Annotated in this window: 17 protein-coding genes and 1 riboswitch; of the genes, 15 read left to right on the top strand and 2 right to left on the bottom strand. The window is 64.8% G+C overall.

What is annotated here, in order from left to right; translation table 11 throughout:
* Positions 1 to 5 precede the first annotated feature (5 nt).
* Entirely contained in the window at positions 6 to 1,196 is a 1,191-nt protein-coding gene (locus LN047_RS27510; RefSeq protein ID WP_373980759.1) for an ABC transporter substrate-binding protein, read from the bottom strand.
* Positions 1,197 to 1,426: 230 nt separating this feature from the next.
* On the opposite strand from LN047_RS27510, the gene LN047_RS27505 reads away from it, so the two are divergent.
* From LN047_RS27505 to LN047_RS27495, 3 genes are read left to right on the top strand one after another with little or no spacing between them, the layout of a single operon-like run.
* The gene (locus LN047_RS27505; RefSeq protein ID WP_179690592.1) at positions 1,427 to 2,383 is read left to right on the top strand and encodes a polysaccharide deacetylase family protein; all 957 of its coding nucleotides are present in this window, start codon (positions 1,427 to 1,429) and stop codon (positions 2,381 to 2,383) included.
* Positions 2,384 to 2,431: 48 nt separating this feature from the next.
* Complete coding sequence (locus tag LN047_RS27500; protein WP_056327284.1) at positions 2,432 to 3,190, top strand: GntR family transcriptional regulator; 759 nt, start codon at positions 2,432 to 2,434, stop codon at positions 3,188 to 3,190.
* A gap of 1 nt (position 3,191) precedes the next feature.
* Entirely contained in the window at positions 3,192 to 3,833 is a 642-nt protein-coding gene (locus tag LN047_RS27495) for a flavin reductase family protein (RefSeq protein ID WP_063953734.1), read from the top strand.
* 4 nt (positions 3,834 to 3,837) lie between these two features.
* On the opposite strand, the gene LN047_RS27490 is transcribed toward LN047_RS27495, so the two are convergent.
* Positions 3,838 to 4,761 carry a LysR family transcriptional regulator gene (locus LN047_RS27490; RefSeq protein WP_056327288.1) on the bottom strand — a complete coding sequence of 308 codons (924 nt, stop codon included), beginning with the start codon at positions 4,759 to 4,761 and terminating at the stop codon, positions 3,838 to 3,840.
* Between the two features lie 127 nt (positions 4,762 to 4,888).
* Here LN047_RS27490 and LN047_RS27485 point away from each other — a divergent pair, with 127 nt between their 5' ends.
* From LN047_RS27485 to LN047_RS27430, 12 genes are all read left to right on the top strand, one after another.
* Complete coding sequence (locus LN047_RS27485; RefSeq protein ID WP_056327290.1) at positions 4,889 to 5,869, top strand: tripartite tricarboxylate transporter substrate binding protein; 981 nt, start codon at positions 4,889 to 4,891, stop codon at positions 5,867 to 5,869.
* Positions 5,870 to 5,945: 76 nt separating this feature from the next.
* Entirely contained in the window at positions 5,946 to 7,367 is a 1,422-nt protein-coding gene (gene leuC, locus LN047_RS27480; RefSeq protein ID WP_373980758.1) for a 3-isopropylmalate dehydratase large subunit, read from the top strand.
* Positions 7,364 to 8,014, top strand: coding sequence for a 3-isopropylmalate dehydratase small subunit (leuD, locus tag LN047_RS27475; RefSeq protein WP_063953737.1), 651 nt, complete (start codon positions 7,364 to 7,366; stop codon positions 8,012 to 8,014). The genes leuC and leuD overlap by 4 nt, the downstream gene beginning before the upstream one ends.
* A gap of 37 nt (positions 8,015 to 8,051) precedes the next feature.
* Positions 8,052 to 8,939, top strand: a complete 888-nt coding sequence (locus tag LN047_RS27470) for an alpha/beta fold hydrolase (protein ID WP_373980757.1) — start codon at positions 8,052 to 8,054, stop codon at positions 8,937 to 8,939.
* Between the two features lie 92 nt (positions 8,940 to 9,031).
* Positions 9,032 to 9,268: a DUF1289 domain-containing protein gene (locus LN047_RS27465; RefSeq protein ID WP_056327298.1), complete on the top strand. Its 237-nt coding sequence runs from the start codon at positions 9,032 to 9,034 to the stop codon at positions 9,266 to 9,268.
* A 120-nt stretch (positions 9,269 to 9,388) separates the two neighbouring features.
* The gene (locus LN047_RS27460; protein ID WP_373980756.1) at positions 9,389 to 10,435 is read left to right on the top strand and encodes a glycosyltransferase family 4 protein; all 1,047 of its coding nucleotides are present in this window, start codon (positions 9,389 to 9,391) and stop codon (positions 10,433 to 10,435) included.
* A 61-nt stretch (positions 10,436 to 10,496) separates the two neighbouring features.
* Positions 10,497 to 10,644: riboswitch (S-adenosyl-L-homocysteine riboswitch) on the top strand.
* 100 nt (positions 10,645 to 10,744) lie between these two features.
* Complete coding sequence (ahcY, locus tag LN047_RS27455; RefSeq protein WP_373980755.1) at positions 10,745 to 12,163, top strand: adenosylhomocysteinase; 1,419 nt, start codon at positions 10,745 to 10,747, stop codon at positions 12,161 to 12,163.
* A gap of 123 nt (positions 12,164 to 12,286) precedes the next feature.
* On the top strand, positions 12,287 to 12,622 hold the full coding sequence (locus LN047_RS27450) for a phage holin family protein (RefSeq protein ID WP_056327402.1): 336 nt from the start codon (positions 12,287 to 12,289) through the stop codon (positions 12,620 to 12,622).
* 129 nt (positions 12,623 to 12,751) lie between these two features.
* On the top strand, positions 12,752 to 13,594 hold the full coding sequence (metF, locus tag LN047_RS27445) for a methylenetetrahydrofolate reductase [NAD(P)H] (RefSeq protein WP_062838890.1): 843 nt from the start codon (positions 12,752 to 12,754) through the stop codon (positions 13,592 to 13,594).
* Between the two features lie 260 nt (positions 13,595 to 13,854).
* Entirely contained in the window at positions 13,855 to 14,769 is a 915-nt protein-coding gene (locus tag LN047_RS27440) for a DUF4123 domain-containing protein (protein ID WP_373980754.1), read from the top strand.
* A 14-nt stretch (positions 14,770 to 14,783) separates the two neighbouring features.
* A complete protein-coding gene (locus tag LN047_RS27435; RefSeq protein ID WP_373980753.1) occupies positions 14,784 to 17,624 on the top strand; it encodes a toxin VasX in 2,841 nt (946 codons plus the stop codon).
* Positions 17,621 to 18,568, top strand: a complete 948-nt coding sequence (locus LN047_RS27430) for a DUF6708 domain-containing protein (RefSeq protein ID WP_373980752.1) — start codon at positions 17,621 to 17,623, stop codon at positions 18,566 to 18,568. The genes LN047_RS27435 and LN047_RS27430 overlap by 4 nt, the downstream gene beginning before the upstream one ends.
* Positions 18,569 to 18,768: the final 200 nt, after the last annotated feature.

Here is an 18,768-nt window from a genome sequence, read left to right as displayed (position 1 = left end):
CCGCGTTACTGCGTGCCCTTGACGGGCAGGATGCGGTTGTCGATGAAGTGCGTCCAGACGTAGTCGTCCTGGCGCAGCGCGTCGTGCGTGGCCGGCGTGAAGGGCTGCTCGTACGTCTTGATCAGGCCTTCGTACTTGCCGATCTTGTAGAAGCCCTGGCGCACCGCGTCGCCGTCGGTGGAACCGGCCTGCGCGATGGCCAGAGCGGCCAGCTGCATGCCGTCGTAGGCGTTGGCCACGCCCACGGCGGGCGTGATGTCCTGCGGTCCCTTGATGTCGGAATACTTGGCCTTGAGCGCCTGCATCACCTTGTCGCCCACCGGTCCCTGCTTGCCGAAGAAGCTATAGGTCTGCACGAAGTGCACGTTCTTGGCATTGGGACCAGCCAGCTCGGTGAAGCGTCCGCCGGCAGGGCCCCAGTGCGAGACGACCGGCACCTTCCAGCCCATGCGGTCCAGCGACTTCACCACCTGCGCCGACGGGCCCACGTTGCCCACGAGGAACAGGGTGTCGGCGCCCGCGGCCTTCAAGCGGCTCAGTTGTGGCACGATGTCCAGGTCATTGGGCTGGAATTTCTCGACGCCGGCGGGCGTGACCTTGGCCGCGGCCAGCGCGGCGTTCAAGCCTTTTTCGTTGGATTCGCCCCACGGGTTGTTCACCAGAATCATGCCGGGCTTGGCGCTCTGGAACGTCTTCTGCGCGTACTGCACCATCGCGCTGTCGACGATCTCGTCCATCGCGGACACGCGAAACACGAAGTTGGGGTTGCCCTTGTTCTGCGTGATGGCCGTGCCGGCGGCCCACGGGCCCATGAACGGCACTTTTTCCTGGTTCACGATGGGCACGATGGCCATGGAGACCGGCGTGTCCAGGCCGCCAAACAGCACGGCAACCTTTTCCTTGTAGATCAGCTCGCGCGCGGCGGCCATGCCCTTGGCGGGATTGCCTTCATCGTCGCGGCGCACCAGCACGACCTGGCGGCCGCCCAGAAGGCCGCCGCGCGCGTTGATCTCGTCGATGGCGACCGTCATGCCGCGCGTGAGCGCTTCGCCCGCGCGCGCCGACTCCCCGGACAGCGCGGTGATCAGGCCGATCTTGATCGGGTCCGCGGCCAGCGCCGGCTGCGTGGCCAGGCCCGCAGCGAAAAGGGCGGCGGCGGTCGCGCGGCGCATGAAGGAACGACGGGTCGGGGTCATCGGGACACTCCTGAAAAAGTGGAATGAATCTTGCATGGGGTTAAGTGCTGCTTCGTTCCCTCATGCAAGATCCATGCCACCTGTTCCACGCCGCCTGCCGCATGCCGACTTCGCCCCGCCGCCGCAGGGCGCGGGCGGCGCAGACGGGGTTTGTGCACACCGATGCCAGGATTTTGTCGCCAAAACCGCAGCGATTTTGTTCACAATCATGCTTCAGGATTTGCACCAAAATGAATCCATCCTCGCTTCAAAGCACTAAACCGGGGCGCGACGATCAGTCGCCGTGGACGCCGCAACCCCTGGCCTGCCACGGCCGCTTTCCGTATCGCGGCATCGCCGGCCGCGCCGACTATTCCTGGCCCAATGGCGCGCGCCTGGCCGTGTACCTGGGGTTCAACATCGAGCATTTCGCCTTCGGAGAGGGACTGGGCGCCGAGCTGGGCCCGCCGTCGCCGCATCCGGACGTCCTGAACTACGCCTGGCGCGAATACGGCAACCGCGTGGGGGCCTGGCGCTGCCTGGAACTGTTCGACGAACTGCGCCTGCCGGCTGGCGTGCTGATCAATACCGCGCTGTACGAGCACTGCCCGGAACTGGTGGATGCGTTTCTCGCGCGCGGCGATGAGCTGATCGGCCACGGGTACAGCAACGCGCACCGGCAGGGCGGGCTGCCCGAAGCGGAGGAACGCGCGCTGCTTGCGCATTGCCGCGACCGCATCCTGCGGCATGCGGGCAGCGAGCCGGCCGGCTGGCTGTCGCCCTGGATCTCCGAGAGCCACGCGACGCCCGATCTGCTGGCCGAGTCGGGCTACCGGTACACGCTGAACTGGTGCCATGACGACCAGCCGATGCGCATGCGCACCCGCGCGGGCGACCTGTGGGCGATTCCTTATCCGCAGGAGCTCAATGACATTCCGATGATCATGGGCCGCAAGATGGACGCGCGCGATTTTGCCGATATGATCCTTGACCAGTTCGAGGAAATGCGCGCGCAGGCGGTCCGCCAGCCGCTGGTCATGGGCATCGCGCTGCATCCGTACATCGTCGGCCAGCCGTACCGGCTGCGTCATTTGCGGCGCGCGCTGGCGCCGCTGGCCGCCGCCCGCGACCGGGGCGAGATCTGGTTCACCACGCCGGGCGAGATCTGCCGGCACGTGGACAGCCTGCCGCCGGGCGTGATCGACTAGGCGCTGTCCCGCCCCTTGATGTGTTTCCCTTGTTGAACCGAGTCCCGCATGTCCACCAAAAGCGCCGCCAAACCCAACAGTTCCGCCACCGCGCGGTCCAAGTCCGCCAAGCCCGCCGCGGACGATGACGTCCTGCCCGACGCCGACATGGAGCGCCGCATCTGCGAAGCGGTCTACGAAAGCGTGATGAGCCAGCGGCTCACGCCCGGCACCAAGCTGCCCGAAGCCGCGATCTGCGAACTGTTCGGCGTGTCGCGGTCGGTGGCCCGCAAGGCGTTGCAGCGGCTGGCGCACGAGCATGTGGTGGACCTGCATCACAACCGCGGCGCGGTGGTGGCCGAACCCACGCCTGAAGACACCCGCCAGATCTTCCAGGCGCGCCGCGCGCTGGAAGCCGCGCTGCTGCCGCTGGCCGCGGCCCGTGCGACGCGCGCCGATTACGCCTCGCTGCGCCGGCAGCTGCGCGACGAGCACGCGCTGCTGCATCGCGCCGGGCAACCGGCCTGGGCGCGGCAGGCCAGCGCCTTTCACGTCCGCCTGGGCGAACTGTCCGGCAACACCATCCTGCACGGCTACCTGGCCGAGCTGGTGTCGCGCTGTTCGCTCATCGTGGCGCTGTACGAGCCGCCGGGCAATGCCGCCTGCGAACACGGCGAACACGTGCTGATCGTGGACATGCTGGAGCGCGGCGACGTGGCCGAAGCCGTGCGGATCAACGACAACCACCTTGCGGACCTGGAGCGGCGCATCAGCCTGGAGCGCCCGCAGCCCGCGCAAACCCTTGCCCAGATGCTGGGACTGGCCTGATATGGAAATCGACTTCGACGCTATCACCGAATACCAGCGCTACAAGCTGATGGCCAGCCTGATCGTGCCCCGGCCGATCGCGCTGATCACCACGCTGTCCGAGACCGGCGTGGTCAACGCCGCGCCGTTCAGCATGTTCAACATGCTGGGCGAGGACCCGCCCATCGTGATGGTCAGCATCAACCGCCTGGAAGACGGCGGCCTGAAGGACACGGCGGTCAACATCGCGCGGGACAAGGAATTCGTGGTCCACCTGACCGACGAGGCCATGGCGGAAAAGATGCACCGCTGCGGCGACCGCCTGCCGTCCGATGTCAGCGAACTGGCGCATGCGGGCCTGGACGCCGCGCCCAGCCACCGCGTGGCGCCGCCGCGGATCGTGCAGGCCCCCGTTGCGTTCGAGTGCACGCTCTTTGAAACCCTGGAGACAGCCAGCCGCCAGATCTTCATCGGCCAGGTCCGCTGGCTGCATGCGCGCGACGGGCTGATCGACACGGAAACGTGGCGCGTGCGGCTGCAGGACTATTTTCCGGTGGGGCGGTTTGGCGCCAGCTTCTATGTGCGCACGCGCGACCGCTACGCCATCGACGCGGACAGCGCGCCCGCGGGCGCTGCGGCCCGCACGCCCATCGACGAGATCTGAGCGCTCACCACACCGCGGCGTCCGAGCCCGGCGCGCGCACGCGTCGCGCAAAGCGCCGCGACAGGAAGTCGACGAAGGCCAGCGTCTTGGCCGGCAGGTTCAGCCGTTCCGGATAGAGGGCGTGGATGTCGGCGGGCGGGGTGCGCCAGTCCGTCAGGACTTCGCGCAACCGGCCTTCGCGCAGGTGCGCCGCGGTTTCCCATTCGGAGCGCATGACGATGCCGTGGCCGTCCAGCGCCCATTCCAATGCGCTTTGGCCGTCGTTCGAGCTGACCGGCCCGCGCACCTTCACGGTTTCCGCGCGGGCGCCCGATTCCAGCCGCCAGGTGCCGTAGGCCACGTCGTTCTCGCGCACGACGATGCAGCGGTGGCGCTGCAGGTCGCCGGGCGTGCGCGGCTCGCCATGCGTTTCCAGGTAGCGGGGCGATGCGCACAGCAGGCGCCGGTTGGACGCGATCCGGCGTGCCGTCAGCCGCGCATCGGGCAGGTCGCCGAACCGCACCGCCACGTCAAAGCCTTCCTCGATCAGGTTCAGCGGCCTGTCGGTCAGCCGCATCTGCACTTCCACATCGGGGTACTGCCGGCAAAAGTCCGAGACGGCCGGCACGATGTGGGCCCGTCCGAAGCCGAACGTGGCGTTCAGCCGCAGCAGCCCCTGGGGCTGGGCGCGCGCACTGGACACCGATCGCTCCAGCGCCTGCAGGTCGGCCAGGATGCGGGATCCCTCGGCAAGATACAGCTCGCCTTCCTGCGTCACGCTGACCCGGCGGGTGGTGCGGTTCAAGAGGCGCACTCCCAGGCGCTGCTCCAGCTTGGCCAGACGCGTGCTGACCGCGGGCGGGGTCAACCCCAGTTCGCGGGCGGTGGCGGACAGGTTGCCGTGCTTGACCACGAGCGAGAAAAAGGCGAGATCGGAGAGCGCATCCATGGCTATTTATAAATCCGATTTAACAAAGCTTTATTTTTTCTCCGAATTATAAGAACCGACTGGGTCTATACACTGGGTTCACCGACACAGAGCCGCATCCACGCGGCCAACCGAGGAGACCCGAAAAATGAAGACAGCCAGATTGGCCGGCGCATTGTGCGCCGCCCTTGCCGCATCCTGTTGGGCCCATTCCGCCGCCGCCAGCAACGCCTTTCCCGAGCGTGCGGTGACGCTGATCGTGCCGTTCGCGCCGGGCGGCAGCGTGGACATCGCGGCCCGCCTGATCTCCGACGCGTGGGCCAAGGAACTGGGGCAGAGCGTGATCGTGGAGAACCGCGCCGGCGCGTCCGGCAACATCGGCATGACGGCCGTGGCGCGCGCCGAGCCCAACGGCTACACGCTGGGCATCAACACCATGTCGCTGGCCATCAATCCGGCGCTCTTCAAGACCATGCCGTTCGATACCGCGAAGGACTTGCGTTCCGTGGGCACGGTGGGCACGTCGCAGCATGTGCTGACGGTCACCAATGCGTTGCCCGTGCAGTCGGTGAGCGAACTGCTGGCCTATGTGCGCGCCCGTCCCGCCAACGACCTGAGCTTTGGCTCGGCCGGCACCGGCAGCACGTTCCACATGGCGGCCGAGTTGTTCAAGTCCGTTTCCAAGACGCAGATCATGCACGTGCCGTACAAGGGCGGCGGTCCCGCCATGCTGGACACGATCAGCGGACAGGTGCAGATGAGCTTTCCGGTGCTGTCCGCGGCCAAGCCGCAGGTCGATGGCAAGAAGCTGCGCGCGCTCGGGGTGACGGGCACGGCACGCTCGCCGCTGCTGCCCGACGTGCCGACCATCGCCGAGTCCGGCCTGCCCGGCTACGAATTCAACACCTGGTTCGTCATCAGCGCGCCGGCGGGGACGCCGCAGCCGGTCATCGACACGCTGAACGCCAAGCTTGGCCAGGCGCTGAAATCGGCCGCGCTGACGCAGCGCATGCAGAAAGAGGGCTTCGAACCCCTGATCACGTCGCCGGACAAGACCGATGCGATGGTGGCCGCGGAGATGACGCGCTGGTCCGGCATCGTCAAGGAAGCCGGGATCGAGGCGAATTGAGCGCTTTTCAAGGTTTAACGCGCATTACCCGCCCGCGCGCGCCGCGGGCGCATTCTTCAAGCAAGGAAGTACAGACATGCCCGGCATGACGCTATACGACAAACTGGTGGCCAGCCATGAGGTGGCCCGGATCGACGGCGAGCACGTGCTGCTCTACGTCGACCTGCACATCATGAACGAGTACACCAGCCCGCAAGCCTTCAGCGGCCTGGCCGCGCGCGGCCGGGGCGTGTTGCGGCCGGGTCAGCAGATGGCGGTGGTGGACCACATCATCCCCACGCATCCCGTGCCGTCCGCGCTGCGCGTGATCGCCGATGATGCCTCGTCGCGCCAGGCGCTGAACCTGAAGCGCAATTGCGACGAACAGCGCATCGCGCTCTTTGACACCACCGATCCGCTGCAGGGCATCGAGCACGTCATCGCGCCGGAACACGGCATGATCCTGCCCGGCATGGTGGTGCTGTGCGGCGACAGCCACACCACCACATATGGCGCGCTGGGCGCGCTGGGCTTTGGCATCGGCACGAGCGAAGTCGAGCACATCCTGGCGACGCAGACGCTGGTGTACCGCGTGGCGCGCAACATGCGTATCCGCATCGACGGCACGCTGCCGGCGCATGTGTCGGCCAAGGATCTGGTCATCTACATCGTGCACCGCATCGGCGCGCAGGGCGCGCGCGGCCATGCCGTGGAGTTCTGCGGCGAGGCCGTGGCCGCGCTGTCCGCCGAAGCGCGCATGACCCTGTGCAACATGACGGTCGAGGCCGGCGCGCGCGCCGCGCTGATCGCACCGGACGCCGTCACCGACGCCTACGTCACGGCGCACGCGCCGCAGCTGCGCGGCGCGTTGCTGGACGAGGCGCGCGCCTGGTGGGCCACGCTGCGCTCGGACGACGGCGCGCACTTCGATGTGGAACACGTGTTCGAGGCGAGCCGCATTGCGCCCTTCGTGACGTGGGGCACGAGCCCGGACCAGGCGATTGCCGTCGACGGCGCGGTGCCGGATCCGCGCGACGAGCCGGACACGCTGGCCCGGCTGGCGCTGGAGAAGGCGATGGACTATATCGGCCTTGCCGCCGGCGAGCCGATTGCCGGGGTGCCGATCGATCGGGTGTTCATCGGCTCCTGTACCAATGGCCGAATCGAGGACCTGCGCGTCGTGGCGGGTCTGGTGCGCGGCAGGAAGGTGGCCGCGGGGGTGCGCGCGATGGTGGTGCCGGGGTCCGGCGCCGTGCGCGCCCAGGCCGAAGCCGAGGGGCTGGCGGCCGACCTGATCGCGGCGGGCTTCGAATGGCGCCAGCCCGGCTGTTCGATGTGCCTGGCGATGAACGACGACGTGCTGCGCCCGGGCGAGCGCTGCGCATCCACCACCAACCGGAATTTCGAGGGACGCCAGGGGCGGGCAGGGCGCACGCACCTGATGAGTCCCGCCATGGCCGCCGCCGCCGCACTGGCCGGCCGTATCGTCGACGTGCGCGCATGGGGAGACGCCAAATGACTGCAATGATCGAAGGCGTGGCCGCGCCGTTGCCGTATTCCAATCTGGACACCGACCAGATCATGCCCAAGCAGTTTCTGCGCATCATCGACAAGGCCGGGCTGGACAAGGGCCTGCTGTACGACCTGCGCTTTGACGCGCAGGGCGCGCCGCGGCCGGACTGCGTGCTGAATCAGCCGGCCTATGCGGGCGCCAGCATTCTGGTGGCGGGCCCCAACTTTGGCTGCGGCTCCAGCCGTGAACACGCCGTCTGGGGCTTGCAGCAGTTCGGCATCCGGGCGGTGATCGCGTCCAGCTTTGGCGAGATCTTCTATTTCAACGCGCTCAACAACGGCTTGCTCTTGGTGACGCTGCCACCCGCCGAGGTCGACGCGCTGCTCTCGAAGGTGTCCAATACCCCGGCGGCCGGATCCAACCGCGTCGGCATCGACGTGATGGCCGGCCAGGTGCGCGCCGCCGATGGCTGGCAGGCCCGCTTTGACCTGCCGGCGCGTCATCGCAGCATGTTCGCGCAGGGGCAGGACATGGTGGGTGCGACGCTGCAGCAGTTGCCAGAGGTCGCGCGTTTCGAAGCCCGCCATTGGGCGCGCTTTCCGTGGATGAAGGACGTGGCGCGCCAGGTGCGCGACCGGCTGGACGCCGCCTGACGCGGCAGCCGCGCCACGACGATAGGAGATGACGCAGATGACCGCCTTTTTCGACCTGCCGGTGCGGCGCTTTGCCGCCAACGGTGTGGAGATCGCCGCCCGCATCGACGGCTCGGGTCCGCCCCTGCTGCTCTTGCACGGGCATCCGCAGACCCACGCCATCTGGCACCGCGTCTGGCCCGAGCTGACGCGTCATCGCACCTGCGTGGCCGCGGACCTGCGCGGCTATGGCGACAGCGGCAAGCCCGCCGCCAGCGCCGATCACGCCGCTCATTCCAAGCGGGTCATGGCGGCGGACATGGTGGCGTTGATGCGCGGGCTGGGTCACGACCGCTTCGAGATCCTGGCCCATGACCGCGGCGCGCGGGTCGCGCACCGGCTGGCGCTGGACCATCCCGAGGCCGTCGCCCGCATGATGCTGCTGGACATCGCGCCCACGCTGGATATGTACGAAGGCACGACGCGCGCCTTTGCGCAGGCCTATTTCCATTGGTTCTGGCTGATCCAGCCGGCCCCCGTGCCTGAAACGATGATCGAACACGACCCGATCTTCTACCTGCGGTCCGTGATGGGCGGCCGGCCGGGCGGGCTGGCGCACTTTTCCAACGAGGCCATGGCGGAATACGAGCGCGCCGCGTGTCAGCCCGGGTGGGCCACGGGCATCTGCGAGGACTACCGCGCCTCGGCCACGATCGATCTTTCGCATGACGAAGCGGGCCGCGCGGCCGGCGAGCGCCTGCGCATGCCGGTGCGCGCGATGTGGGGCGAGCGCGGGGCCGTCGGCCGCAACTTCGATGTGCTGGCGCTGTGGCGCGCGGTGGCCGACGACGTGACGGGCGGGCCGCTACCCGGCGCGCATTACCTCGCCGAGGAATCACCGGACGCGGTGCTGGCCGAGGCAGGCGATTTCTTCGGTTGGCGCTGAGGCAGGCCGGGCGGGTCCGCGTGTCGACCAAGCCTTGGCGGGCGATAGGGATATCCAAAAAGGGACGCACCCCTGGTGTTAACCTTCGCCCCATGAATCGTTACTTCGCCGATCTTTCCGAATTGCCCGACGCCGAGGACGCGCAACGCGCCTTCAAGGCCTCGGATTCGCCCTGCGTGGCCGTCTGCTCCACGCTGTTTGACGACATCTGCCGCGGCTGCGGCCGCACCGCCATGGAAGTCGCCAACTGGGTGTTCATGTCGGAAGCCGAAAAGCGCGAAGTCTGGATCCGCATCCGCTCGCAAGGGTATCCGCGGCGCAACAACTGACGCGCCGCGCCGGGGGCGCCACACCGCTTTCGTGGCCTTGAGGGCCGGGACCCTGTCCCCGTCTTGGGCTTGTCACATGGCGTAGGCTCAATAGCGCCATTGCCCACTTCCGGCTCCATCATGCGCATCGTTCTCGTCACGGATGCCTGGCATCCGCAAGTCAACGGCGTCGTCCGCACCTGGACGACCATGCGGCAGATCCTCAGCGAATGGGGCCACGAGCTGATCGTGGTGAGCCCCGAGGGCAGCCGAACCCTCCCCGCGCCTTCCGAACCCGATCTGCGCCTGTGCCTCACGCCCGGCCGGCAATTGCGCCGCGTGCTGGGCGACACCATTCCCGATGCGCTGCACATCGCCACGGAAGGCCCGCTGGGGCTGGCGGCCCGCCGCATGGCGCTGCGGCGCGGCTGGCGCTTCACCACGTCCTTTCACACCATGTTTCCGGACTACCTGCAGGCGCGCATGGGCATTCCCGCCGCGCTCCCGTGGCGCTACCTGCGCTGGTTTCACCGGCCGTCGCAGTGCGTGTTGGTGCCCACGCCCACGGTGCGCGACATCCTCGTGCGGCGCGGGCTGGCGAATCTGCGGGTCTGGTCGCGCGGGGTGGATCCGCGCAAGTTCCAGCCCGCGTCCAGCCAGGCGTTCCGGGATCTGCCCCGGCCCGTCTGGCTGAGCGTGGGCCGCGTCGCCAAGGAAAAGAACCTGGATGCCTTCCTGTCCCTGGATCTGCCGGGCACGAAGGTGGTGGTGGGCGCGGGGCCCGACGAGGCGCGCCTGAAAAAGCGATTTCCGGACGCCGTCTTCCTGGGCATGCAGCAGGACGGCGCGCTGCCGGGGTATTACGCGGCGGCCGACGTCTTCGTGTTTCCCAGCCTGACCGATACCTTCGGGCTTGTCATGCTGGAGGCGATGGCCTGCGGCACGCCGGTTGCCGCCTTCCGCAGCGAGGCGCCCATTGCCGTGGTGCAGGAGGGCGTCACGGGCCGGCTGGACGACGACCTGAAGCGCGCCTGCCTGGCCGCGCTGCCGCTGGACCGCGACGCCGTGCGGGCACACGCGCTGACCCGCAGCTGGGATTCGGTCGCCGCGGACCTGCTGGATGCACTGGTGCCGCTGACGCAGGGGGATTCGCGCGGGGCGGCCAACGCCTGGGCCACCACAACCTGATACAGACGCTCGGCCCGGATGTGCTGGCCGTTCGGGGCGCCAACCTTGTACAATGCCCGGCAATCCTGAGGAGCGTTGCGACGACCCTGCGGTCCCCCAGGTGGCCCCCTTGCGCGGCCACCCCATGCGGACCCCGGCTCGCCAGGCTCAGGAATCCTTGTTCAAGCGCCGCGCCTTGCGCGTCGCTACAGCAACGGCGCTCACCTTTGTCGCGTATGGCGGGAAAGGCGAGCACTCGACTGTCGTGGTGTATTCGCGTTGTCCGGCCATCTCGTGCGCCGTTCGTAATTTACGTGGAGCCTACACACCATGAACGCTGTGACTGATAAATCCTTTACCGACTACCTCGTCGCCGACATGTCGCTGGCCGGCTGGGGCCGCCGCGAACTCGCCATCGCCGAAACCGAAATGCCCGGCCTGATGGCCATCCGCGAGGAATTCGCCGCGTCGCAGCCGCTCAAGGGCGCGCGCATCGCCGGCAGCCTGCACATGACCATCCAGACCGGCGTGCTGATCGAAACGCTGGTGGCGCTGGGCGCCGAAGTGCGCTGGGCCTCGTGCAACATCTTCTCCACGCAGGACCACGCCGCCGCCGCCATCGCCGCGTCCGGCACGCCGGTCTTCGCCGTCAAGGGCGAGACGCTGGAAGAGTACTGGCAGTACACGCACAAGATCTTCGAATGGCCCAACGGCCAGAACGCCAACATGATCCTGGACGATGGCGGCGACGCCACGTTGATGCTGCACCTGGGCACCAAGGCCGAAAAGGACCTCTCCGTCCTGGCCAACCCGGGCAGCGACGAAGAGCGCATCCTGTTCGCCGCCATCAAGGAAACGCTCAAGCGCGATCCGAGGTGGTACTCGACCCGCCTGGCGCTGATCAAGGGTGTGACCGAAGAAACCACCACCGGCGTGCATCGCCTGTACCAGATGTCGCAGAAGGGCGAGCTGGCGTTTGCCGCCATCAACGTCAACGACTCGGTCACCAAGTCCAAGTTCGACAACCTGTACGGCTGCCGCGAATCGCTGGTTGACGGCATCAAGCGCGCCACCGACGTCATGGTCGCCGGCAAGATTGCGGTTGTGGCCGGTTACGGCGACGTGGGCAAGGGCTGCGCCCAGGCGCTGGTCGCGTTGCGCGCGCAAGTGTGGGTCACCGAAATCGACCCGATCTGCGCCCTGCAGGCCGCCATGGAAGGCTTCAAGGTCGTGACGATGGAAGAAGCCGCCGCCCACGGCGACATCTTTGTCACCGCCACCGGCAACTACCATGTGATCACCCGCGAGCACATGAACGCCATGAAGGACCAGGCCATCGTCTGCAACATCGGCCACTTCGACAACGAAATCGACGTCGCTGCCCTGGCCGACTGCAAGTGGGAAGAAATCAAGCCCCAAGTCGACCACGTCATCTTCCCGGACGGCAAGCGCATCATCCTGCTGGCGCAGGGCCGTCTCGTGAACCTGGGCTGCGCCACCGGCCACCCCTCGTTCGTGATGTCGTCCTCGTTCGCCAACCAGACGATCGCCCAGATCGAACTGTTCACGCGCAACGAAGCCTACAAGTCCGGCGAAGTCTACGTGCTGCCCAAGCACCTGGACGAGAAGGTCGCCCGCCTGCACCTGAAGAAGCTGGGCGTCAAGCTCACGACGCTGCGCCAGGATCAGGCCGACTACATCAGCGTGCCGGTCGAGGGCCCCTACAAGCCCAACCACTACCGCTATTGATGGATGTAGCACAATAGGAAAATACCGCGCCATGTCGGCGCGGATTTTCCGATCTGCGGGTCACGCCCGTCTTCGCCCGGCGTCGACGGGTCCGCGGAGCGTCAATACAGGAGTTCGAACATGGTGACACTGATACTCGTCTGGATCCTGAACGCGGTGGCCTTGCTGGCCGTTGCCTACCTGCTGCCCGGCATCACGGTGGCCAGTTTCGGTTCGGCGCTCATCGCCGCGCTGGTGCTGGGCCTGGTGAACATGCTGGTCAAGCCGGTCCTGGTGCTGCTGACGCTGCCCATCACGATCGTTACCCTCGGGCTTTTCCTCATCGTCATCAACGCCTTGCTGTTCTGGTTCGTGGGCTCAGTGCTCAAGGGCTTCCAGGTCAACGGGTTCTGGTGGGCCGTGGGTGGCGCGATCCTGTACAGCATCATTTCCGGTCTCCTGACCAAGCTGATCCCGTAGGGTAGAGATCCCCCCCGAGCGCTGCGCGCTTCCCCCAGGGGCGTGCCTGCGGACCGGCGGAGCCCGGATCCGCGGCACCCCGCGCTGTCACACTGGCCGAATGCGGCGCTTAGCCATAAAAATACTGATATGTCCGAATCGATTTCTCCTGCTTTCAGTCTGGAATTCTTTCCTCCCCGCGACCTGGCCGGCCAGGAGCGGTTGGTGCGCGCGGCCAAGCAGATGCTGGCCATCCAGCCCAAGTACGTCAGCGTGACGTTCGGCGCGGGCGGCTCCACGCGCGCCGGCACGGCCGACGCCGTGCGCACGCTGCGCAACCTGGGTTGTGACGCCGCGCCGCACCTGTCGTGCGTGGGCGCATCGCGCCAGGATCTGCGGGACATCCTGCAGGCCTACAAGCGCGAAGGCGTGCGGCGCGTGGTGGCCCTGCGCGGCGACCTGCCGTCGGGCATGGGCGGCGACGCGGGCGAGCTGCGCTACGCCAACGAGCTGGTGTCGTTCATCCGCGAGGAAACCGGCGACTGGTTCCACATCGAAGTGGCCGCCTATCCCGAAATGCATCCCCAGGCCGCCAATCCCTCGGCCGACCTGGATCATTTCGTGACCAAGGTGAAGGCGGGCGCCGATGCCGCCATCACGCAGTACTTCTTCAATGCCGACGCCTATTTCGACTTCGTCGACCGGGCCCGCGCCAAGGGCGTGAACGTGCCGATCGTGCCGGGCATCATGCCCATCACGAACCACACGCAGCTGCTGCGGTTCTCGGAGATGTGCGGCGCGGAAGTCCCGCGCTGGATCCGCCTGCGCCTGGCCGAATTCGGCGACGACAAGGCTTCGATCCGCGCCTTTGGCGTGGACGTCGTGACCGAGCTGTGCCAGACGCTGCTGGACAACGGCGCGCCCGGCCTGCATTTCTACACGCTGAACCATTCCGAAGCGCCGCTGGCGATTTGGAAGGAACTGACGGTGTGAGCGGTCGGCGGCGCGGCGGCGGAAATGCCGCTGGCTGCCGTCGTGAAGGGCCGGCGTCTTTCCCGGTCTTAATAAGTTGGTCAGATCGATCCCCACGAAGCGTTACGCTGCGTGGGGATTTTTCTTTCTGGTAACTCAGACTCGCGCCTCAGCAGTTTCGAAGTATTCATATGTGCAAGGGCGCGGCTCCGCCTTAGATTGAACGACTTTTTGTTCAATCAACGAGTGAAACTCACATGGCGGGAGCGGCGACTGATTTGATGGCCGATGCGTCCAGATGGACGCGTCGGGTGGTAAGTACATTGCCATGTCCGGATTGGACCTCGCTGGAACACGGTATCCGCCCCTGGATTTTTCTGGACGGCGCCCGCAGCGACGCACTCGAAAGCGACGTTCTGCGAATCACAAGGGCATTCGAGCACCGGTGGGTCTGGCGCGACACGCCTCGGGAGTACCGCAACCCAGGCTATCGCCATGGTCCCCTGCTCGTGCCCCTCGACGAGGCCTTGTTCACGCACGCCCTTGACCATTGGTTCCGTCAGCAAACCGGGATCATCCTGCTCGCCTCTGACGATCACGACAACCTGGTCGCCCATCTGCAACAGTTGCATCAACTGACGGGTTCAGACGGACTTCCGATCAGCTTCAGCCTTAACGGCGCGCGGGCGCTTGAAGAGTTCTGCGAAGGCTTGAACGCGCACACCCTGGCCAGGCTGTTCGGCCCCATCCAACGCTTCATCTGGTATGCGGGCGACGAGCATCAGGGCGAATGGCTGGTTGCGGACTCTCCCTTCCCGGGGCAAGCCACAACCGCGCTGGACGAGCCCATCGCCTTGACGAAAGCCGATGAGATCTCACTCGACGAGGCCAGCCTCGCGTGGTTCATGCGTGACTGCGCGCGCAGTGTTCGCCAGCGAACGCCGGCCTACGACGATCCAAAGAATGAACCAGTCCTGTGGCGTTGCATCGACCTCTTCATGCACGAGGCGGGCGATCAACTCGCACTCATCTTGGAACGCGACGTTCGCCGCTACGTCGATCTGCGCTTTCGCTACCCGCAAGCGTTTTTCTCCACAGACAATGCGCTTCGCGAAATGCTGACCAGCCGGCACATTCCGGGAAAACAGCGGTTGGTGGACGCCGAAGCGCGGCTCTCGACCCTTGTGGCGCGGTAAAGGAGCCTCATCAGGTGGACGACAAAGCGGTGAACTACAAAAAGGCACTGGGTTCCATTCGCCCGAATGAAAAGCGCCTGGGCAAGGCCATCTCCCCACCGGCCTGCGAACGCGGTGTGCCCCTGTATCCGCTGCGCTATGGCATTGCCGATCACGCGTGGGACAGGGAGGTGTTTCCCCGCCTTAACACCGAGGGCTATCCCGCACTCAAGGCCGGCAAAGCGTACGGATTGCGCACATTGCGTCCGGGCACTTACGTCTACCTTTTCTACTTCGAGCACGGGCGTATGTGGACGCAGCATTACCAAGTCACCGAGGAAGTGCGATTCGCCCGTATCTGGTGGCGTGATGCGGACGACGACGATGCCACGCCGGGCCGGCTCAGCCGGCCCGATACGGTGGGTGCTCAGACGTATCTCTTCGCGCCGGACGCAAAGACTGCCGAAACCGTACACATCCTGGTGAGCGACACGCTGCTGTCCCACCGCACGTTGTGGGCCATCGAAACCAATGACGGCGGCCTTCGCGATGCATTGAGCACGCAATGCAGGCCTGCGGGCAATGCGTATCAAGAACACATCTTCGACGCGACGCTGCTGGGCGAGGCCGCACCGGAACTCGTCTCGCCATCCGGACATGGCGCGCCCCGGCCGTTTGGATGGAGCGAAATCCAGTTCTCGGAAAAGGCGCCAAATCACCACAACATTCAAGCCAACATGTACCTCGCGTTGCTGCCCCGCAAGGACTTCACGCCCCTGGTGGTTGCGTTGCAGGATCCGATCGGGATCGCCAGCGAGCTTCATTATCGGATTACCCATTCCGTGACCCGCAAGACGGAATACGCCGGACGCAACGCGCACAAATTGCAGAGCGCAACGCTCATCCGCAATTACTTCGAGGCGATGAAGAAAGAGGCGGGTAGAAACCCAGACGTCGCCAACACGATCACGCGGCAGCAAAACTTGGTGAACTACAGCGGCGCCATGTCATTCCCCGGCGTCTACGCCAAGGAAATCGAAGCGTTTGACCGCACTATCGCAGCAGCGGTAGCGGATTCCGTTGCGTGGGTTCGCCTTATCGATCCCTCGCGGTTGCTGGGCAAGGCGCTGCGTTGCTTTGATCGCGGCGTGATCCACAACGCCCATGACTATGAGGACGCCGTTCTGCAGTGCATTGGCGGTCTGGTGCACGCGAAAGATGGCATACAGGTGTTGAATGACCTGATCAATCTTCCCGTCGACAAAAGTCCCTTTTGGCTCGCGCTGGCCAATGGCAACGAACTGCTTCTTGCCCGTCTGAAGGCCAGTTCCGGGGAGCTTGCCAAGAATCTTTTCAGCGTCTTGGACAGATTTCTGGAAGAGCACAAGCTAACGGCAGCCTCCAACGCCCTCATCGGGCTGCTGCAGGCTGTGCCGGAATCCAAAGTGGCGGATGCATTTGTGCCTCGTCTGCGGCACGTGATGGAGATCAGAGCCGGCATCACCATTGTGCGATATGACTTCGGAATTGCGGATTTGCAGCGTGCAGCTTACGAATTTCAAGGGTATCAAGCCCTAGGCGAAGAGAAATTTCGTGAGTGGAAGATGCCGCCCCCGAAGAGCAATCCCGCAGACTCCGCAAAAAGGGCGTCAGTCTTTGACTGGGTGCAGGTTGATGACGCGACTTCCCGCACAACTGATCCGATCCGAGGCGATCGATCTGCACTCCCGGCACCACGTTCAATTCAGATGACGGGCAATCCGTTCATCAATATGTTGAACCGTGTGCGAGGGCCCCTAGGGCATTTGTTTTCCGGTCTGGGTGGGCTCTTAGCTTTAAAAGGCTTGGCTAGTGCCTGGAAGAAGCAGAAAGACAACAGCGCTCCGGTTGCCAACTATGTGGGTCTTTTCGGAGCCATGAGTACGGTCGTCGCTGCCAGCATAGAACTTGGCACATCTATGGTTTCCAGCACGACCACAGGACGTGCGAGCAAACTTGCCGAAAGGGGAATGAAAATCCTTTCAGCAAAATATGGGATGGCAGTTTTTGGAGCATTGGGATCCGGACTTGTGTCCGCATCTGACTCCATCAGATCGATCAGCGCATTTAAAGACAGTAACCCTGTCCTTGGGGGAATGCTGATGGGTTCAGCGTTAGCAGGTGGCGTGCTGACCGCAGCCACGTGGGGAGGCGGCATGGCAGCAGCCGCGACTATCAGCAATGGCGGGGCAGCCGTTGCCGCCCTCGGGCTCACTCCGTTGGGCTGGACAATTGTCGCGGGCGTCGCAGTTATTTTCATTGTGGGGTTTGCATTCGGTGCCGACCTGGCCAAACACGGTCCGGTCGAAATCTGGCTTAAACACAGTGCGTGGGGTGTTCACGAACGTCATTACTCCAACCATGAAGAACTCGACGCTGTCCACAGTTTGTACTACCGACCGCGATTGACACCCGCCTGGAATAATTCGCCACATCATTCAGTGGGCAACCTCCGGATCAGTTGCCAAATCCCCGGGATATCCGACATGCCGACAGAAAGATTCCAGACAAAACTGGTCTTCTCCTTAAGCGGCATCAAGCTTTCTCCCGTGCATGGACCAATCATCCTCGCCCGCGGGTCGAGTGCGATCGACTACCGCCGAGAATGCCTCGTTACCTCATTAGGCAGCACTGGCAATGAGTGCGGCTGGGCGATTCAAATGCATAAGGACACAAAAGTAGAACTGCAATATCTCTACTTCCCCGACCCCGATGGACATCCTGATCTCATGCTGCGACAGCCTGATGCGCCTGCGCCAATGGTATTCACTTCGAGTGGTTGGTTTCATAATTCAATCGATCCGGCAAAACTCGAACCCATAGGTGCGCCGAGATGACCGGCACAATAAAGCGCCTCCCAAAGAGCTTTCGCTTTGGAGGCACGCCTCTATCTGAAAGGGACGCCCTGTCTGCAAGTCCGGAACCGGATGGTGTACGAAGGGTCAACGCGAACTGCATTGAGCTCGATACCTATGCCAACTATGCACAAAGCGGTGCTGCAGCATCAATCGGCATGTCCATAAACATCGCCATCGCAACATTTATCGTCGGCGTCCTTGCGGTTGGCCTCGAAAATATGACCCTGGAGCGGACCATGATGATGATTGCCCTGTCGCCTGCTCTGACCGTCATGGCGTTTATCTTTTATCTCGCCAGCGGCGCCCACAGAAGTCGTGGCGCGTTCGTACGCATCCATCGAGGCACTCGTAAACTGTATTTCGTCTATCCAAGCCGGAAGCTCCTTCACGTTCTCGACTGGGACGAGCTCGAAGCGATGGCCGGCTACATCCCTATCGTCTCAGCAAGCGGCTATACCAGCCGACACCCGCTTTACCTGATCGGCGTCGACTATGCGATGGATCCGCCAACTGAAATCTGTGCGGCATGCGGCAACCTCGGCCTGTTGGACGGAGACCGATCAGCCAAGTCGCTGTGGTCTTATCTCCAAGCCTTTATGGCTCATGGGCCCGAAGGTTTGCCCCAGCCTGCGCCGTTACCCCCTCGACTTAGCCGCAAACAAGAAACCCTTCAACCTTACCGAGACTGGTATGCCGGATTGCGCGGCAGACTCGTTCGGCCCTACGGCGTGTTGAAAGCGCCGATCACCATTCCGCTGTGGATCGGCTGGCTCTTGATCATTGTTTTCCCCGACAGCGTGGAGGCCTTCATTCAGTACAACGTGCCTTTCGCTCGGTTTCCCAAGGAAATTGACCAGCTGTGCGGATTCGACGATATCCAGCCAGGGGCCATTGGCATCAGCGGCGACCGCATTCCCCCGTAGAACAGGCTCAAGCGATGACGTCATAAGCTCGCGTCATCGTGAACCAGCGCGGGTCTACCGCCTAGAACGAAGCCGTCCGAACGCCAACGTCCCTGGCTGCATCAAGTGTTTTCCGACAAGGCCACCGCTTCGAAGGCGTACCCCTTCACACGGGCGCTGCCGAGATGGCCTTGTTGTGTTCCGCCGCGGCGCCCAAGCGG

Origin of the sequence: Achromobacter sp. JD417 (assembly GCF_041879325.1) — a bacterium.
GTDB lineage: Bacteria > Pseudomonadota > Gammaproteobacteria > Burkholderiales > Burkholderiaceae_B > Achromobacter > Achromobacter mucicolens.
Note: the sequence above shows the minus strand (reverse complement) of the source record. Positions and strands in the feature narration are given on the sequence as shown.

Excerpts from the sequence above, each read along its gene's own strand:
- LN047_RS27510 (WP_373980759.1), bottom strand. The coding sequence starts at position 1,196 with ATGACCCCGACCCGTCGTTCCTTCATGCGCCGCGCGACCGCCGCCGCC.
- LN047_RS27505 (WP_179690592.1), top strand. The coding sequence starts at position 1,427 with ATGAATCCATCCTCGCTTCAAAGCACTAAACCGGGGCGCGACGATCAG.
- LN047_RS27500 (WP_056327284.1), top strand. The coding sequence starts at position 2,432 with ATGTCCACCAAAAGCGCCGCCAAACCCAACAGTTCCGCCACCGCGCGG.
- LN047_RS27495 (WP_063953734.1), top strand. The coding sequence starts at position 3,192 with ATGGAAATCGACTTCGACGCTATCACCGAATACCAGCGCTACAAGCTG.
- LN047_RS27490 (WP_056327288.1), bottom strand. The coding sequence starts at position 4,761 with ATGGATGCGCTCTCCGATCTCGCCTTTTTCTCGCTCGTGGTCAAGCAC.
- LN047_RS27485 (WP_056327290.1), top strand. The coding sequence starts at position 4,889 with ATGAAGACAGCCAGATTGGCCGGCGCATTGTGCGCCGCCCTTGCCGCA.
- leuC (WP_373980758.1), top strand. The coding sequence starts at position 5,946 with ATGCCCGGCATGACGCTATACGACAAACTGGTGGCCAGCCATGAGGTG.
- leuD (WP_063953737.1), top strand. The coding sequence starts at position 7,364 with ATGACTGCAATGATCGAAGGCGTGGCCGCGCCGTTGCCGTATTCCAAT.
- LN047_RS27470 (WP_373980757.1), top strand. The coding sequence starts at position 8,052 with ATGACCGCCTTTTTCGACCTGCCGGTGCGGCGCTTTGCCGCCAACGGT.
- LN047_RS27465 (WP_056327298.1), top strand. The coding sequence starts at position 9,032 with ATGAATCGTTACTTCGCCGATCTTTCCGAATTGCCCGACGCCGAGGAC.
- LN047_RS27460 (WP_373980756.1), top strand. The coding sequence starts at position 9,389 with ATGCGCATCGTTCTCGTCACGGATGCCTGGCATCCGCAAGTCAACGGC.
- ahcY (WP_373980755.1), top strand. The coding sequence starts at position 10,745 with ATGAACGCTGTGACTGATAAATCCTTTACCGACTACCTCGTCGCCGAC.
- metF (WP_062838890.1), top strand. The coding sequence starts at position 12,752 with ATGTCCGAATCGATTTCTCCTGCTTTCAGTCTGGAATTCTTTCCTCCC.
- LN047_RS27440 (WP_373980754.1), top strand. The coding sequence starts at position 13,855 with ATGGCCGATGCGTCCAGATGGACGCGTCGGGTGGTAAGTACATTGCCA.
- LN047_RS27430 (WP_373980752.1), top strand. The coding sequence starts at position 17,621 with ATGACCGGCACAATAAAGCGCCTCCCAAAGAGCTTTCGCTTTGGAGGC.